At 58.5% G+C, this 17,326-nt stretch carries 14 protein-coding genes; 5 read left to right on the forward strand and 9 right to left on the reverse strand.

Features of this window, described 5'->3' with window-relative positions:
* Nucleotide 1: 1 nt before the first annotated feature.
* Both mfd and KORM41_RS10800 read right to left on the reverse strand, forming a co-directional pair.
* Entirely contained in the window at nucleotides 2–3,499 is a 3,498-nt protein-coding gene (gene mfd / locus KORM41_RS10795) for a transcription-repair coupling factor (protein ID WP_068147475.1), read from the reverse strand.
* Between the two features lie 18 nt (nucleotides 3,500–3,517).
* Entirely contained in the window at nucleotides 3,518–3,820 is a 303-nt protein-coding gene (locus KORM41_RS10800; protein ID WP_068147476.1) for an FAD assembly factor SdhE, read from the reverse strand.
* Between the two features lie 144 nt (nucleotides 3,821–3,964).
* On the opposite strand from KORM41_RS10800, the gene recG reads away from it, so the two are divergent.
* Nucleotides 3,965–6,049, forward strand: a complete 2,085-nt coding sequence (recG, locus tag KORM41_RS10805; RefSeq protein ID WP_068147479.1) for an ATP-dependent DNA helicase RecG — start codon at nucleotides 3,965–3,967, stop codon at nucleotides 6,047–6,049.
* Nucleotides 6,050–6,212: 163 nt separating this feature from the next.
* Nucleotides 6,213–7,739, forward strand: coding sequence for an acyl-CoA carboxylase subunit beta (locus KORM41_RS10810; protein ID WP_068147482.1), 1,527 nt, complete (start codon nucleotides 6,213–6,215; stop codon nucleotides 7,737–7,739).
* A gap of 93 nt (nucleotides 7,740–7,832) precedes the next feature.
* Here the strand turns inward: KORM41_RS10810 and KORM41_RS10815 are convergent, their stop codons facing one another.
* From KORM41_RS10815 to lptF, 7 genes are all read right to left on the reverse strand, one after another.
* Nucleotides 7,833–8,126, reverse strand: coding sequence for a GIY-YIG nuclease family protein (locus KORM41_RS10815; protein WP_068147486.1), 294 nt, complete (start codon nucleotides 8,124–8,126; stop codon nucleotides 7,833–7,835).
* A 238-nt stretch (nucleotides 8,127–8,364) separates the two neighbouring features.
* Nucleotides 8,365–9,030 carry a hypothetical protein gene (locus KORM41_RS10820; protein WP_068147488.1) on the reverse strand — a complete coding sequence of 222 codons (666 nt, stop codon included), beginning with the start codon at nucleotides 9,028–9,030 and terminating at the stop codon, nucleotides 8,365–8,367.
* Between the two features lie 10 nt (nucleotides 9,031–9,040).
* Nucleotides 9,041–10,177, reverse strand: a complete 1,137-nt coding sequence (locus KORM41_RS10825) for a hypothetical protein (RefSeq protein ID WP_068147489.1) — start codon at nucleotides 10,175–10,177, stop codon at nucleotides 9,041–9,043.
* Between the two features lie 52 nt (nucleotides 10,178–10,229).
* Nucleotides 10,230–10,571, reverse strand: a complete 342-nt coding sequence (locus tag KORM41_RS10830; protein WP_068147490.1) for a tRNA-binding protein — start codon at nucleotides 10,569–10,571, stop codon at nucleotides 10,230–10,232.
* Between the two features lies 1 nt (nucleotide 10,572).
* Entirely contained in the window at nucleotides 10,573–12,123 is a 1,551-nt protein-coding gene (locus tag KORM41_RS10835) for a lipopolysaccharide biosynthesis protein (RefSeq protein ID WP_068147492.1), read from the reverse strand.
* Between the two features lies 1 nt (nucleotide 12,124).
* Nucleotides 12,125–13,297 (reverse strand): LPS export ABC transporter permease LptG, encoded by a 1,173-nt coding sequence (gene lptG / locus KORM41_RS10840; protein WP_068147495.1) that lies wholly within the window; start codon nucleotides 13,295–13,297, stop codon nucleotides 12,125–12,127.
* A complete protein-coding gene (lptF, locus tag KORM41_RS10845; protein ID WP_068147500.1) occupies nucleotides 13,297–14,487 on the reverse strand; it encodes an LPS export ABC transporter permease LptF in 1,191 nt (396 codons plus the stop codon). The genes lptG and lptF overlap by 1 nt, the downstream gene beginning before the upstream one ends.
* 169 nt (nucleotides 14,488–14,656) lie before the next feature.
* Between lptF and KORM41_RS10850 the strand changes: the two genes are divergently transcribed.
* The 3 genes from KORM41_RS10850 (at nucleotide 14,657) to KORM41_RS10860 (ending at nucleotide 17,302) form a co-directional block, all read left to right on the forward strand.
* Nucleotides 14,657–15,214, forward strand: coding sequence for a DUF2141 domain-containing protein (locus KORM41_RS10850; protein WP_197421056.1), 558 nt, complete (start codon nucleotides 14,657–14,659; stop codon nucleotides 15,212–15,214).
* A gap of 139 nt (nucleotides 15,215–15,353) precedes the next feature.
* Nucleotides 15,354–16,352, forward strand: a complete 999-nt coding sequence (locus tag KORM41_RS10855; RefSeq protein WP_068147505.1) for a diacylglycerol/lipid kinase family protein — start codon at nucleotides 15,354–15,356, stop codon at nucleotides 16,350–16,352.
* A 5-nt stretch (nucleotides 16,353–16,357) separates the two neighbouring features.
* On the forward strand, nucleotides 16,358–17,302 hold the full coding sequence (locus KORM41_RS10860) for a hypothetical protein (RefSeq protein ID WP_231727226.1): 945 nt from the start codon (nucleotides 16,358–16,360) through the stop codon (nucleotides 17,300–17,302).
* Nucleotides 17,303–17,326: the final 24 nt, after the last annotated feature.

The following is a 17,326-nucleotide window of genomic DNA, read 5'->3' on the forward strand; positions in this document are numbered from 1 at the left end:
GTTACTCTGCGGCTTTGGTTGCCACGGCTGCCAGCCTTTTGGCAACGGCGTTCACGGCCTTGAGACGCGCGCCAATCTTGTCCATGCGGGCATAGTAGGTCAGCTTGTGATCGGGCCGCAGTTTGGCCGACGCACCTGTGCCTGAGATGAATTCAACAAGGCCTGCCGGGTTGGCGAACTGGTCATTCCTGAAGCTGATGGTCATGCCCTTGGGGCCAGCGTCCAGCTTGTCGATCCCCGCGCGTTTGCACGAGCCCTTGATGATCATGATCGCCGCCAACTGCTTCACGGCGCCCGGCAAAGGGCCGAACCGATCGATCAGCTCCGCGCAGAAGGCGTCCACGTCTTCCCGCGTTTCCAGATCCGCCAGGCGGCGGTAGAGCGCCATGCGCTGGGTCAGGTCAGGCACATATTTTTCCGGGATCATCACGGTGGCGCCCAGGTTCAATTGTGGTGACCACTCGAGATCATCGTAGCTCTCGTCGGCGCTGCCAGCACGGGCTTCCGCCACGGCTTCCTCCAGCATCTTCTGGTACAGTTCAACACCCACTTCCTTGATGTGGCCGGATTGCTCATCACCCAACAGGTTGCCGGCCCCGCGAATATCCATGTCGTGGCTGGCGATCGTGAAGCCTGCGCCCAGGGTATCCAGCGCCTGCAGCACCTGAAGCCGCTTATCGGCATTCTCACTGAGCATCCTGTTCGCGGGCGTCGTGAGGTACGCATAGGCGCGGGTTTTTGATCGACCCACGCGGCCCCGAAGCTGGTAAAGCTGCGCCAGGCCGAACATGTCTGCCCGGTGCACCACCATGGTATTGGCGTTCGAGATATCGATCCCGCTTTCAACAATGGTGGTGGACAGCAGCACGTCATACCGGCCCTCATAGAAGGCGGTCATCACATCCTCGATGGTCTTGGGTGTCATCTGGCCGTGGCCGATGATGAATTTTACCTCTGGCACATGTTCCTTCAGGAAGGTGGCTGCTTCTTCAAGATCCGCGATACGCGGCACCACATAGAAGCTCTGGCCGCCGCGGTAGTGTTCACGCAGCAAGGCCTCGCGCACCACGACCGGATCAAACGGCAGCACAAAGGTGCGCACGGCCAGGCGGTCCACCGGTGGGGTCGCGATGATCGAAAGGTCGCGAATGCCGGACATGGCCATCTGCAGTGTGCGCGGGATCGGTGTGGCTGTCAGCGTCAGTACATGCACGTCCGCCTTCAGTTCCTTTAGCTTTTCCTTATGGGCAACGCCGAAGTGCTGCTCCTCATCCACGATCACCATGCCCAGATTCTTGAACTCAACCCCCTTGGACAACAGCGCGTGGGTTCCGATCACGATATCGCACGTGCCCTTGCGCATCTCTTCCTTTGTGGCCTTCTGGTCCTTGGATGAGACCAGCCGCGACAGCTGGCCAATGCGCACGGGCAGGCCCTTGAAGCGTTCAGTGAAGTTCAGATAGTGCTGGCGCGAAAGCAGTGTGGTAGGCGCAATGATCGCCACCTGCAGTCCGGCCATGGTGGCCAGGAAGGCTGCCCGAAGCGCCACTTCTGTTTTGCCAAATCCAACGTCGCCACACACCAGCCGGTCCATCGGTCTGCCGGATGACAGGTCAGCCGCCACCTGCTCGATGGCTCGCAATTGGTCTTCGGTTTCCGTAAACGGGAAGCGGGCGGCAAATTCGTCATAAAGGCCTTCGGGTGTTGTCACCCGTGTGCCTTCCTTCAGTTCGCGTTCTGCGGCCAGTTTGATCAGCGCGCCTGCCATCTCGCGGATGCGGGCCTTGGCGCGGGCTTTCCGCGCCTGCCATGCCACGCCGCCCAGCTTGTCCAGCTGCCCGCCTGCGTCCTCGCCGCCGAAGCGGGACAGGACCTCAATATTTTCAACGGGCACATAAAGCTTGTCGCCGCCCAGGTAGGTCAAGAGCAGGCAATCGTGCGCCGCGCCAGTGACTTTCACGGTCTCAAGGCCTTCGAACTTACCGATGCCGTGGCTGGCGTGCACCACCAGATCACCGGGCGACAGCGCGCTGGCTTCCTTGAGGAAATTGTCGGCCTTCTTGCTGCGCCGTGCCTTGCGGACCAGCCTGTCCCCCAGCACGTCCTGTTCGGAAATAACCGCCAGGTCTTTGGTCTCAAACCCACGCTCAAGCGGCAGCACGGTGACTGCGATCAGGGTCTTGTTCTCGCGCCGGATGTCTTCCCAGCTTTCGGCTAGCCCCACCGGCATCAGGCCGTGGTCCTCGAGCACGCCCTTAAGGCGGTCGGCGGCGCCAGCGGAGTAGCTTGCGAACACCACACGTTTCTCGCTGGCACGCAGCGACTTCACATGGTCGCGCACGGCGTCATACACATTGATATCGCGGTTATTGCGTTCGGGGCCGAAGTCTCGTCCCTGGCGGGCTTCAAAGCTCACCACATTCAGGGCAGGGGGTTCCTCGAACGGTGTCAGGCGGATGGCGTTCAGCTCATCCAACCGGTCCTGCCATTCGGCTTCGCTCAAATAGAGCTGCGCGCTTGGCACCGGTTTATAGGGCGGCGCGGTGATGCTTTTCTCGTTTTTGGCAATCTTCCAGGCTTCCCGGCGTGCCTCATAATAGTCGTCCACCGCCTTGAAGCGTTCGCCTGCCGCGTCATCCACCTGATGGTCGAAGGTGAAGACGGGGGCGTCCAGATAGTCGAACAGCGTGGCCATCTTGTCGTGGAAGAAGGGCAGCCAATGTTCGGCGCCCTGATATTTGCGGCCTTCACTGATGGCCTCGTACAGCAGATCATCACCCTTTGCCGGGCCGAAGGTGTTCACATAATTCCGCCGGAAGCGCTCAATACCTTCTTTGGACAGGGAAAATTCGGATGCCGGTTTCAGATGCAGGCGCGGGGCCTTGCCTGTGGTGCGCTGGTCCAGCGGGTCAAATCGGCGGATGGTGTCAAGCTCATCGCCAAAGAAATCCAGCCGCAGCGGGCTGTCTTCACCCGGAGGGAAGATGTCGATCAGACCGCCGCGCACGGCAAACTCGCCGGGTTCCATCACCTGGCCGGACCGGGTGTAGCCATTTGATGCCAGGAAGTCCGTCAGCGCCAGCAGGTCCACCTCGTCGCCCGGTTCGGCATGGAAGGTGGCATCCTTGACGGCCGCGGGGGCCGGGACGCGCTGAAGCGCGGCGTTGATGGTTGTCAGCACCAGAAGCGGTCTTGATTGCTTGCCTGCAGTCAGGCGCGACAGGGTCGCCATACGGCGCGCCACGATGTCGCTTTGCGGGCTGACACGGTCATAGGGCAGGCAGTCCCACGCGGGGAACAGAAGCACTTCGATATCCGGCGCGAAAAACTTTACCGCTGCCGCCATTGCAGCCAAGCGCCCGTCGTCAGACGCCACATAGAGAACTGGACGCTTGGCGTTGCGGCCCGCCAGGTCTGCAAGCAGCATGGCGTCAAAGCCGCCGGGCACGCCCGAGGCAATCAGCGGCATCTCCGCGTCTATCAGTTGGTCCAGTGGCATGGTGGTTGGGTGTCCGGTTTACTTGGCCTTGAGCGTCATGAAGTCCAGCTTCTGAAGCCGGTCCATCATCTCACCCTGAAACTTTTCAGGCACATCGATGCCTTTGGTTACCCAACCCAGAATTTCATGGTCCTGCTCTTCAAAGAGCGTCTCGAACCAGGCGCAGTCTTCTGCGCTGAAACTGTCCTTGTTGGCCTCAACGAAATTGCCGAAAATCAGGTCCAGTTCCTTGATGCCGCGGTGCCACGCCCGAAACAACAGGCGGCGCCTGCGGTCTTCAAGGTTGATGTCCTTGTGCGGGTTATAGCCCTGGTCGCTCATTGCTCAAACCTTCCCTCGGGAAACTGGAAAAATACATCGCCACCAGCAGATTTTGATCTGTCTGTTTGATGGGCGGCACACCATAGGCTAAGGTCCGCTTTGGTTAAAGGGAAACTTTCATGATTTTCGGGGGAATTCCGCCCTATGCGGCCTGAAGCGCTGTTTGATTATTTCGCGGATATCGAGCGCCTGCCGGGCATCGGCAAGCGTAACAAGCTGGCGATAGAGCGTCTGGCCGGCGCGCGCACGCGCGACCTTTTGTTCCACCTACCCACGGGACTGGTGGACCGGCGTTACCGCCCGAAAGTAAGGGACGCCGCGCCCGGCAGTATCGCGACGCTTGAGGTGGTGGTGGATGAACACCTGCCGCCGCACAACAAGCGCGCGCCCTATAAGGTGCGCTGTCATGACGACACAGCGGAGCTGACGCTGGTGTTTTTCCATGCCCGCGCGGATTACCTGAGGAAGCAGCTCCCCGAAGGCGAAACGCGGATCATTAGCGGAAAACTTGAGCATTTCCAAGGGGATGCTCAGATGACCCACCCCGATTATATGGTCTCCCTGGATGCTGCTGACGAGCTTCCGCTTCTCGAGACCGTCTATCCGCTGACAGCCGGGCTGTCGGGCAAGGTGCTTCGGAAGGCCATCCATGCGGCGATTGAAACCGTGCCCCCGCTGCCGGAATGGCAGCTGAAGGATATCGTTGACCGCGAAGGGTGGCCTGATTTCCTGAGCTGTATCAAACATTTACATAGCCCTTCCGGACCCGAAACATTAGCACCCAAAAGCCCCGAGCGGCGGCGGCTGGCGGCGGATGAGCTGCTGGCCACCCAGCTTGCGCTGGCGATTGTGCGCGACCGCACGCAGAAAAAACGGGGCAGGGCACTTAAGGGCAATGGGCACATAAGGGGCACACTCATAGGGAATCTTTCCTACAGCCTCACGGGGGACCAGGAAAAGGCGCTTCAGGAGATCATCACCGACCTTGAAAGCGGCCGCGCCATGCTGCGGTTGATGCAGGGCGATGTCGGCAGCGGCAAGACGGTGGTTGCGCTTCTTGTGATGGCGGCGGCGGTGGAAGCGGGTGTGCAGGCAGCCCTTTTGGCGCCCACGGAAATTCTGGCGAACCAGCATCTGGAAACCATCGCGCCGCTCGCGGAAAAAGCCGGGCTCAGGGTTGAAAAACTGACGGGCCGTTTCAAGGGTAAGCACCGCAAGGAAATCCTGGCGCGCTTGGCGGCGGGTGAGATCGACATCCTTGTCGGCACCCACGCCATCATTCAGGATGATGTGCATTTCAAGGATCTGGGCCTCGCGATCATTGATGAGCAGCACCGCTTCGGTGTGCAGCAGCGCCTGGCACTCGCCGCCAAGGCGACGGCAGGGATTGATGTGCTGGGCATGACCGCCACCCCCATCCCGCGCACGCTCACGCTGACGGCGTATGGCGACATGGATGTGTCGCGCATTCAGGAAAAACCACCCGGCCGCCAGCCAGTGGACACCCGCGTGGTGTCGCTGGACCGCATCGGCGAAGTGGCGCAAGGCATCGCCCGCGCCGTCGAGAAAGGCCAGCGTGCCTACTGGGTTTGCCCGCTGGTGGAAGAGAGCGAAAAGCTTGATCTGGCGGCGGCCGAGGACCGCTACCTTGCCTTCCAGCAGATGCTGGGCCCGCGCGTGGGGCTGGTGCACGGCAAAATGAAGGGGCCGGAGAAAGACGCGGTGATGGAAAAATTCCAGACCGGCGAGATCAGCGTGCTGGTTTCCACCACGGTGATTGAGGTGGGCGTGAACGTGCCGGAAGCCACCATCATGGTGATCGAACATGCCGAACGCTTTGGTCTGGCGCAACTGCACCAGCTTCGGGGGCGTGTGGGGCGCGGGGCAGGCAAGTCCAGCTGTATTCTGCTGCGGTCAAACGAGATTGGCGAGGTCGCGCGCGCGCGCCTCAAGACCATGCGCGAAAGCGAGGACGGCTTCCTGATCGCGGAAGAAGACCTGAAGCTTCGGGGTGGCGGCGAAATTCTGGGCACGCGCCAAAGCGGCCTGCCGGAATTCAAGATGGTTGATTTCCTTGAGCACGCTGACCTGATCGAGCTCGCCCGGGACGACGCGCGGCTGATCGTCAACAAGGACCCTGAGCTTCAATCAGAGCGCGGCAAGGCGCTTCGGCACCTTCTTTATCTGTTCGAACGCGACGAGGGCGTGCGCCTGATGCAGTCAGGGTAACCCCACGCTGTCATTCGCTGACTTGATCAGCGAATCCATGTTCGGCCTCGGCTCTCAGGTCAAGCCGACGAGTGACGATGGTGTAAGTTGTGCTCATCCCATTTGACTATCTCCCATCCACGCTATTTTACCTTTTAAACAAGGTTTTAAGGGGCGGATACACATGGCGTGGGAAAAAGAATTAGCCGAGAAGAGGAAGCGTGAGGCGCTGGCCGAAAAGATGGGCGGCGAGGAAAAGCTGGCGCGCCAGCACGCCCGCGGCAAGCTGGATGTCCGTGCCCGCCTTGCCAAAATGGCTGACCCTGGCAGCTTCCGCGAGATCGGCAGGCTGGCAGGCAAGGGCAGCTATGACGAGAACGGCGACCTCGTGGACGCGTCGCCCGCCAACTTCCTGTTTGGCCGCGCTGACGTGGGTCGCCGCCCTGTGGTGCTGACCGGCGATGATTTCACCGTCAGGGGCGGGGCCGCAGACGCCGCCATCTGGCGCAAGGCCGAGCAGGCCGAACAGATGGCGCATGAATATGGCCTGCCGCTCATTCGCCTGATTGACGGCACCGGCGGCGGCGGCAGCGTGAAGATGCTGGAAGACATGGGGCTGACCTACGTGCCGTACCTGCCGGGCTGGCAGCATGTGGTCAAGAATTTGGAGAGCGTGCCCGTGGTGGCGCTGGCGCTTGGGTCCGTCGCGGGGCTTGGGGCCGCGCGGGTGGTGGCCAGCCACTATAGCGTGATGGTCAAGGGCATGAGCCACATGTTCACCGCCGGGCCTGCGGTGGTAGCTGCCATCGGCGAAAACTTGGACAAGGAAGCGCTGGGCGGCGCTGAGATCCATGCGCGCAACGGTGCGGTGGATGAGCTGGTGGAAAGCGAAGAGGCGGCATTTGAGGCCGCAAAACGCTTCCTCAGCTATCTGCCGAGTGCGGCGGGACAGCCAGCGCCGCGCGGTGACACCAGTGACGGCGTGGAGCGCCGCGACGAAAAGCTGCTGGACGCCGTGCCAGAAGACCGGCGCAAGGCCTATAGCATGCGCCGGATTTTGGACAGCGTGATGGACCGTGGCAGCGTGTTCGAAATTGGCAAGCGCTGGGGCCAGTCGGCCATCACGGCGCTCGCGCGGCTCGACGGATGGCCGGTGGCGGTGATCGCATCCGATCCATCCTTCATGGGCGGCTCATGGACCGCCGATGCAGCGCGCAAGATCGAACGGTTCGTGAAGCTCGCGAACACCTTCCGTCTGCCGGTGGTGCATTTTGTTGATAACCCCGGCTTCATGATCGGGCTGGAGGCTGAAAAAGCCGCCACCATCCGGTACGGCGTTGAGGCGCTGAATGGCATCTACAGCTCCACGGTGCCGTGGGCCAGCGTGATTGTGCGCAAGGCGTATGGCGTTGCGGGCGCGGCCATGAGCGACCACACAAAATTCCAGTACCGCTTCGCCTGGCCATCAGGCGACTGGGGCAGCCTGCCGCTCGAGGGCGGAATTGAGGTGGCTTATAAGGCTGAGTTAGAGAAGGCCGAAGACCCACAGGCGGCACTGGCGGAAATCAAGGCGCGGCTGGATAAAGTACGTAGCCCGTTCCGCACGGCGGAAGCCTTCATGGTCGAAGACGTCATCGATCCCCGCGAAACACGGCCGCTCCTATGCGAATTCGCCAACCTCGCCCAAGGCAAGCTGGCGGTTGAGGGGTGATGATGGACCCTGAAACAAGTTCAGGGTGACGAACGAGTAGGGTGCTCCGCTTGAGTAAAACAAACTGTCATGCTGAACTTGTTTCAGCATCCATTAGGCAGTCAGGGAAGGATACAGGTCTTTCCAATCAGGGTTATGTTCTTCAATCAGGTTGATTTTCCATTGCCGGTGCCAGCGCTTTAGCTGCTTCTCTCGTTCAATAGCCGAATTGATGTCGTCGAATGCCTCGAAGTGAACAAGCGCATGCACACCATACTTTTTGGTGAAACCATCAGCATGGTCTTCTTTATGTTCCCAAACGCGCTTGACCAGATCGGACGTGACGCCCACATAGAGCGTGCCGTGCTTCTTCGATGCAAGAATGTATGTGTAACCCTGCTTGTCCATGGCTTGAGTTAAGCAATATATGGACCCTGAAACAAGTTCAGGGTGACGAACGATTAGGGTGCTCCGCTTGAGTAAAACAAACTGTCATGCTGAACTTGATTCAGCATCCATAGCCAACCAGTGCAAGGCAGGCGCCTGTTGCATCTCGAAGTATTCTGGAACAACGCCCAGGGACGGCGCTTCTATGAAAAGCAAGGCTACAAGGCCGAGACGATCAATTTGATCAAAGAGCTCTAAGTTATTGCTGGAAGTAAATTTTTACGTCGGGCAGGGTGCCGTATCTATTGTCACCCCGTCTTGGCACATGTGGGATTAGTTCCTTGATGTCCTCGTAGGTCACACCATCTGGCATCTCCATGAAGTCCATAAAATTGCCAGTTGTATATGCATATTCGTGACCTTCATTGGTTACTAAGGTGAAGTGCATATATCCCATGCCGGACTCACCAATCCTGTAAAGGAATTCCCGGTGTTTTTTGGGAAGTCTATTGGGTGATGAGCGTATGGCTTTGATCCGGGCGCTTAACTGAGGGTTTTTCAGATATTGGTCCCAAGAGCCGTAATAGGATGCGTTTTCTTGGGAGCGGCCATCAATTAGGTAAACGTTTTCGAGGATCGAACCGTCTTCCAGCTCGATGCTGCAAGGGTACCAATTGCCAGCAAAACCATTGGATGGTTCTATCGATTGCAGTTGGGCGAGCATTTTTCCGGAAAGTTTGGGAAGTCCAGCATACCATTTTGCATATTGCCGCTGACTTTCCTCAATCATCTCGGGCGTTATGTCAGCAGGGGTGATCATTGCGTTTTGAGGCATAAGTCCTGCTTCAGGTTGAGCCTGATCGTTATCACAGGCAGAGAGCAGCATCAGCAGCGCAATGTTCGCAACATGAACTGCTCGTTTCATACTTAGGTCCTCACCCAATCGCTTTCTCATAGACGCGGTAGGTCTTGTAAATCTCGCAGCCGATCTCTTCGAGAATGCTGATCATCCCCTCGTTATCCTCAAGAATCCAGCCAAGCTCGCCAAAGTAAGCCCCGCGGTCCATCACGTTCCTTTGGCTTACCTGGATCATCCACATGGCCATGGCGGCGCCGAGGGGGCCTTTCTGGAACTTCTTGCGCACACCCATCAGCGGCACGCGGCAGCGGTCCTCTTTGCCGTTCATCATGCGCCAGGCCACCTTGGCCCAGCCGAACGGGAACAGTTTGCCGTCAAGATCGCGGATCTTGTGGTTCACGTCCGGGATTGTCAGCATGAAGGCGACGGGCTCGCCCTCATATTCACAAATCATGGTGCGGTAGGGCTTCACCACCGGCTTCAGGGCTTTGGCGCCATGCTCGACTTCGTGTTTGGTGAAGGGCACATAGCCCCAGTTTTCCGACCATGCCTCGTTATAAATTTCGAGCACCGTGGCGACCTCGGCGTCGAAACGCTTCATGTCGATCTCGCGCATGGTGACCTTCTTGTTCTTCTCGGCCATCTTGACGATGCGTTTGGCGCGCTCGGGCACGGGCATGTTCAGGTCGAGCCGGAAGGCATGCATGTCCTTGGCTTTCTCAAGGCCGTGGGCCTTCAGCCAGCCGTCGTATTCGGGCCGGCCGTGGGGCATCATGAACACGGGCGGCGTGTCAAAGCCCTTGATCAGCGTGCCGACCTCTTCGGCGGTGTTGAGGGACCACGGCCCCTGCATGCGCGTCATGCCGCGGGCCTTGAGCCAGGCTTCGGCGGTGGCCAGCAGCTTGTCGGCCACGTCCTTCGTGGTGGCTTCAAAAAAGCCGAAATGACCAAGGTTCGGGCCCCATTTTTCCTGCGCCAGCGCGTCCACTTGGGCGGTGATGCGGCCAACGGGCTTCCCGCCTTCATAGGCCACCCAGTGGGCGACTTCCGCATGCTCATAATAGGGGTTCTTGTCGCGGCGAATGGCGTCCATCCGCTCCATCATCAGGGGCTGGATCCAGTTGGGGTCATTCGCATACACCTGCCGCGTGGCGTTCACGAAGTCCTTCAGGCCCTTCACATCGGTGATTTCTTTGATGATGATGTCGCTCACGCGTCGCTCCCCGGAAATATTGACTGTGTTCTGACTTAAGGCAGGCAGGGCCTTAAAGCAAGCGGGTGCCGTTCGGCACGGGCTTGGATGGCGTGATCAGCACGGTGCGGCCATCTTCTTCCATGGTCGCCAGCGTCAGCACCTCTGATTTCACGCCAGCCACGCGCTTGGGTGGGAAATTCATGACCGCCAGCACCTGCATGCCCACAAGGCCTTCCTTTGTGTGTTCTTCGGTGATCTGGGCCGAGGTTGTCTTGACGCCAAAGTCCGGGCCGAAATCCACTTCAAGCACATAGGCGGGCTTGCGCGCCTTGGCGTTATCGGTGGCGGAAAGGATGGTGCCTGCGCGGATGTCTACGCGTAGGAAGTCTTCGAATGTAATCTCAGCGGTCATGTCAGGGGGCCAGCTTTTTCAGGGGTTTCAGCTTGCCGATGCGGCCAAGGGCGTTTGCGTCTTCGTGGTTCAGGCCGTAGCGCACCAGGATCATCACAGATATCAAGAGGCCCGCGATTGCCCCCACGATGCCCACAGGAACCGGCCAGTGGTTGCTGGCAGGGATAAGCGACAGCATGATGCCGCTTGTGAAAAGCGATACGATCAGGGGGCGCAGGGCATGGCGGTCATAAGGCCATAGCTTGAAAATGAAATAGGTTTCTGCAAGCCCCAGGAGTGCCGTGACATTAAGGCCGGATGCGGCGGCAATGGCAGCGCCTGTAACATCGTACAGGGGGATCAGCCAGTTGCCGAGAAGCAAAAGGGTGATAAGGCCGAACACGCCGTTGATGGTGGGCAGTGACCTGTGGCCGAGCATTTCAATGATCGCGCTTGATGGGCCTGTTGCGGCTTCAAGAACGCGCCCCGCGCACAGGATGGACATGGCAGCGGCTGCGGCCTGGAATTCAGGTTCCATGGCGGCAAGGATATCATTGCGCGCCAGCACAAGGGCGGCACCAAATGGCAGCGCAAGCGTGACCGACAGGCGGGTTGCGTAGCTGAACATGTCCTGCAGTGCGGCGTGGTCGCCGTGGCCATCCTTTTCTGCCGCCAGGGGCGCCATGACATACTCAAACGTCATGCGCACGGCCTGCAGGGCGCTGGCGATCTTGCGGGCTACGGCATAATAGCCACCCGCCGCCGCGCCATCGGCGCCCGGCAGCAGGTAATTGAGGAACATGACCGGGAACTCGCTGAACAGCTTCTTGATCAGGTTTGCCGGCATCACGGTGAAGCCATACTGACGCATGGCCCTGGGCATAGGGCCGGTCATTGGCGCGCGCAGTACCATCGCGAAATCATAATGTTTGGCCACCAAGCGAAGTGCCAGCGCCGCAGACAATACCACGCTGACAAGATGTGCCAGGAAAAGCCCGTAGGTCATATAGTCCATCAGCGCGAAGCCGACAGCGGCCATCAGGCGAAGGCCCTGTTCGTAGAAAACCCGCACGCGGATTTCGGGGCCGAACTTCCTGCGTGCGCGGATGGCGGCGGTCCCCACCTCAACCATCGTCCAGAAAGGCAGCACCCAGACATAGACCCGGATCACGCTGATCAGGTGGTCTGCGTCATCTTCGGCGGCGCTGATCATGGTTGCAAGCTTCGGTGCGGCATAGAAGGTGGCAATGGCAATGGCTGCGGCGATCAGGAAGCTGAACTTCAGTGCATAGCCCACGGCCAGTTCGGGGTCGCTCCCGTTCGCCTTGGGCACAAACCGCTGCAATGCGGTGGTCATGGCGGCGTCGGACACGGCGGTTGAGACTTTCACATAGGACCAGAGAACCGCGAACAGGCCGAAGGTGGGGGCGCCATAATACCAAGTGAAGGCGATAACCGAGACAGCCTCAATCAGTGCGCCCATGCGCCCAAGGAAAGCGAACCCCGCGCCACCGGCCACTTGTGCCCTGTTCTGGTTTTTTTCAGGCCGGGCAGGCGGCTGCTTCTTGTCCATGTCACTCACCGGCTATGGGCTTCTCTTGGAGCTTCTTGGCTTTTCTGGGCAGACGGCCTTCCTCAGTATGGAAAATCACGGCATAGCCAACCACAAGGAACAGGAAGAAGGGCGCCCATGCTGCCAGGAACGGCGGTGCGACGCCAAATTCGCCCATTGCCAGCATGAAATTGTCGGCCACGAAGAAGCTGAAACCAAGCGCCATGCCGAACACGACCCGGATCACCAGGTTGCCCGCACGGTGCACGCCGAAGGCGGCGACAGCGGCCAGAAGCGGCATCAGGAGCGATGAGGCAGGCCCGGCCATCTTTTGCAGGAAGCTGGCCATCAGGCGCGCGGTGGGTAGGCCGTCTTTCTTTAGTTCCTGCATCGACTGCCACAGTTTGGGGAAGGACACATGGTCCGGCTTAACCGTCAGGGCCTGAAAGCGTTCCGGGCGGGTCTCCAAATCCCATGGCTGGCTTGGGTGAATGGTCATCTCATGCGTGCCCGCGTCGAACCGGCGTACTTCATGAAGGGTCCAGCGGCCGTCCTGATACCAAGCGAAATCTGCATGGACCATCGCCTCAAGCTTGCCCTTGTCGTCGCGCTCAAACAGGGAGACTTTATCGAGCACCACCCGGTTCCGTATCTGGCTCACGGCTTCAACCAACACCACCGTTTTGTGTTCCTTGATCCAGACACGGCCTGACGGGCCAGCGCTTGGCGGCAGATCGACGGCATAGCCATTGTCCTGCCAATATTCCAGATCGGCGTTTGCCTTTACAACAACTGTCTCGTTAAAGAGGAAATGGCTGGCGGCGATAATGAATGACGCGATGCCGAGCGGCAGCAAAATACGGTGCGCCGACAGGCCGCTTGCCTTCATCACCACCACTTCGGAATGCTGATTAAGCGTCGCGAGCGTCAGGAGCGTTGCCAATAGGGCGGTAAAGGGCACGAACTGGCTGATCAGTTGGGGTGCCCGCATGCTGACATAAGACAGTAGCGAAACCCAGTTGGCGCCTTCGGCTGCCATGATTTCGTCAGACGTAGCCAGAAGGTCCAGCATCTGCAAAACCGCCGTGAGGCCGATGAGGATGCCGAAGAAGCGGCCAAGGTGCATGCGCACCATATAGCGTGCCAGCGTCCGGGACGGCACAAACAGGCGGCGAAGTGTGCGTCTATCAAGCATCAGTCGCTAACCCCCATGACTTTCTTGGACAGGCGCTTGATCGGCCCGCTGATGAAGGCCCAGCTCTTGTCGACCCAGGCGAGCGGTTCACCGCCCACCTTGTTGGCCGCAATATGGAACAGGGTGAAACTCAAGAGAGAGAATGCGGCGAATAACAGCCAGATGGTGCCATAGGGCGATGCCCCGTTCTGAACCGCAGTCTCCATCGCTTCCATGAATTCGTTATAGAGGATCAAAAGCGTCAGCCCGACCACGATGCCGGTGCCTTTACCCGTTCGTTTGTTGGTAATCCCCAGGGGGATCGCCAGGAACGGCAGGATCAGGAAGGTTATTGAATGCATCACACGCCAATGGAAGTTGCCGTTGAAGGCGGCGCGTTCTTCAGTGGGCAGGGTCGGATTGTCCTTCTCCTGCCAAAGCTCAGGCAGCGTCATCTCCAGCTCTTCGCCGCCGCGTTCGCGGAAGGCCTCCTTGGCGGGGAGTTTCACGGTCAGGTCCTGCTGGTCAAATTTGAGAACGCGTGGCTTGTTCTGGCCTTCGTTAAGATCAATCAGCACGCCGTTGAAAAGGCGAAGCAGAATGGTGTTCTCGTCATCTGTCGCGAAAAAGCCGCCGCGTTCGGCGCTGACGGCCAGGCTGCGGCCGTCACTGCGGCGTTCCATGAAGATTCCCAGAAGCTCTGCGCCCTGGTCGCGAGATTCTTCGATCATCAGCGTAATGTTGTCGCCAATATCGACAAACTCGCCCACGCGGATGCTTGCGCCCAGAGCGCCGCTTCTGAGGTCGAACACCAGGCTTCTATAGGCATAGCGGCCATAAGGCTGCACCCAGCCCACAAGAATGGTGTTTACAATTACCAGCACCAGCGACAGCGCAAGCACTGGCCTTACCAGCCGGTTCAGGCCAATGCCCGACGATGTAATGGCGTCATACTCGCTGGAAAGGGAGATTTTGCGGAAGGCCAGAAGTGTGCCCAGCATCAATCCGATCGGCAGCGCCAGCCCCATATAATGCGGCACCTGGTTCGCCAGCATCTGGAACACGACCTCAACCGGCCCGCCCTGGTTGACGACAAAATCAAACAACCTGAGCATACGTTCAAGAATCAGCAACAAAGCTGCGATACCCAGGGTCGTGAAAAGCGGTCCCAGAATTTGCCGCAGAATATATTGATCGATGCGAGTAAACATGCTTTGGCGCTACACCCCTATGAGCCTTGTTGCAAGAGCCTTTTCTTCTTTGAGGTGGCAAAGAAGGCAAAAGCATGTTGAGTTATACCCAATTTGTCGTCATATGGGACATATTTTCGCCACCATCGGCCGCCATTTGCAAACATATGCGGGGCACCTGGAGAAGTATATGCTGATTAAATCGAGTCATGTTTCGAGTATGATGGTGGCAGCCTGCATGATTGCAGGGGGAATAAGCCTGCCAGCTCTAGCTTCAGCAGAAGTTGACCCGGCGACTGTCGAGCATGACATGGCGCAGTGTGAGGCGCCTGATGTGGGTCAGTCATTTGTAAAGGTATCCATTCAAGGCCTTAAGGACCTTGAAGGCAACATCCGGGTGCAGGTGTATGGCCCCACGGCAGATGATTTCCTTGAAAAAGGCAAGAAGCTGGTTCGGGTTGACGTAAAGACGGAAGCCGAAGGCCAGGAAATCTGCGTTCCCATGCCTGGGCTGGGCGATTACACGCTGGTCGTCATGCATGACCGGAATGCCAACGGTAAAGCAGACTTCTTTTCGGAAGGTTTCGGCTTTTCCAACAATCCCAAGCTGGGGCTCGGTAAGCCAGATGTGGAAGAGGTGGTTTTCACCGCTGAAGAGGGCGTGAAAGACATGCCCGTGAACCTGAAATACATTTTCGGGGCCGATGAGGAACAGAAGGAAAAGCGGCGGAAGCTGCGCAGGCGCTGATGAAGGCTGCGGCGAAAGGCCGCGAAAAGCCCTACTCTATTTGCGTCAGGGCCCATTTCACTGTATGAAGGCGGCGAAAGTTTGATAGAAGCGTCCGAACCTAGTGTTTAGGCGGGCTTTGTTACAAGAGTTTGACACCATGCAACTGGAAAAAAGCAGTATTCAGTCTGGCGCGACTGTGCCGCTTATCGCGATTATTTCCAATCCGCTCAGCACCACCAATGCCGCGCGGATTGAGGCGATCCGTCGTGTGGTGGATGAAAGCGCCAATGTGGTGCATTTTGAACTGAGTGGCATCGATAGCATTGATGAGGCGCTGGCGCTGTTTGCGCGCGCCAACCCAGACATGCTGATTATCAATGGCGGCGACGGTACGATTGGTGCTGTATTGGCTTCCATTCTGCACAACAACCCGTTCACTGTTATTCCGCCGATTGCCTTCCTGCCTGGCGGCAAGACCAACATGACGGCAGCCGACCTTGGCTTCAAGGGGCGGCCGGAGAAGGTCTTCAGGCGGTTGATCCAGATTGCCAAGGAAGGCGGCATCGCAGACAGGCTGGTGAGCATGAACCTGATCGAACTTGATCTGGGTGACGGCAAACCTCCTCGTGTAGGGACATTCTTTGGCACGGCGGGTGTTGTGAAAGGTATTCACTGGTGCCGTGACCACGCCTATAATGCGGGCATGCCCAATGGTCTTGCTCATGTTGTGGCCATACTGAAGCTGCTGGCGTCTGCTTTTGGGCTGAGCCGGGACAAGCGCCTGATGGTTTCTGATCCGATGACCGTAACCATCAAGGGTGGTGGCCGCTTCACTGGCGAATTTGCCGCTGTGATGATGACGACCCTCGACAGGCTTCTTCTTGGTATGCGACCATACGGGAAAGAAGGCCGGGGCGGTTTGAAGTTTTCAGCCGTAGAAGCCGGTGCCGGAAATGTGTTCCGTGCGGTAAAGGGGCTGTTGACTGGCGGCTTCGGCAAGAAGACAATTGGTGGGGTCCATACCCGCCGCGCCGACGAGATTCGCATCGATGGTATTGATCCTGTAACACTTGATGGCGAAATATATTACCCAACACCGGGGAAAGAAATTATACTCCGTGGCAATAGGGCATTAACATTTGTGTCGCTAAAATAGGGACCATGATGACTAGTAAAGCTGATCAGGAACTGACGACCTTTATCCTGGACGAGTGGAAGCGCCCGGTGCCGGATGCTGTCAACCAGGCCGCTCGGGCTGTGGCTGACAAATTCGGCGACTGTGTATCGGGCATTCTCTTCTATGGCTCGTGCCTGCGCACAGGAGACATTGAGGAAAAAGTCCTGGATTTCTACGTTATCGTGGACAGCTACAAGGAAGCGTACAAGAAACGATGGCTTGCGATCGCGAACCAGATCTGCCCACCAAATGTTTTCTACCACGAGCAGGAAGTGGCCGGCATGACGGTGCGCTGCAAATATGCGGTGCTGTCGCGTTCTGATTTCGCTTTCCGGGTGCGCCCCGAATGCCTGAATGTTTCCGTGTGGGCGCGTTTCTGCCAGCCTTGTATCCTCCTTCTGCCAAAGGATGAGATGACGAAACAGTCGATCGCGGGCGATGTGGCGCAGGCGATGAAAACAATGATCAATAATCTGCTGGAACTGATCCCTGGTGCGACCAACTCGCGCGACCTGTGGGTGGAAGCGTTCGAGCAGACCTACGCAGCAGAACTTCGTTCCGAGCGCCGCGGCAAGGGCCTTGAGATTTACCTCCTGGACCAGGACCGCTATGACGCGCTGACAGCACTTGCGGAAGAAGCCATGGGCATTGTCCCGGGGCCAATCCCGCCGATCAAGCAGCCGCCACGCACTGAGCGCGTTGTGCCGCGTCTTAAATGGTTTGCGCGCCGCTGCAACGGCAAGTTTGTCAGCTTCATGCGCCTTGTGAAGGCCGCTATGACGTTCGACGGCGGCATTGATTATCTGGCCTGGAAGATCAAGCGCCACTCAGGCGTTGAGATCACGGTCACGGACCGCATGCGCAGGCACCCGATCCTGTCGGGCATTTCCCTTTTCTGGGGCCTCAAGCGCAAGGGCGCTTTCAAGTAAGCCCTTCAAATAGGAAAAGAAAAA

Source organism: Kordiimonas lipolytica, from assembly GCF_001550065.1.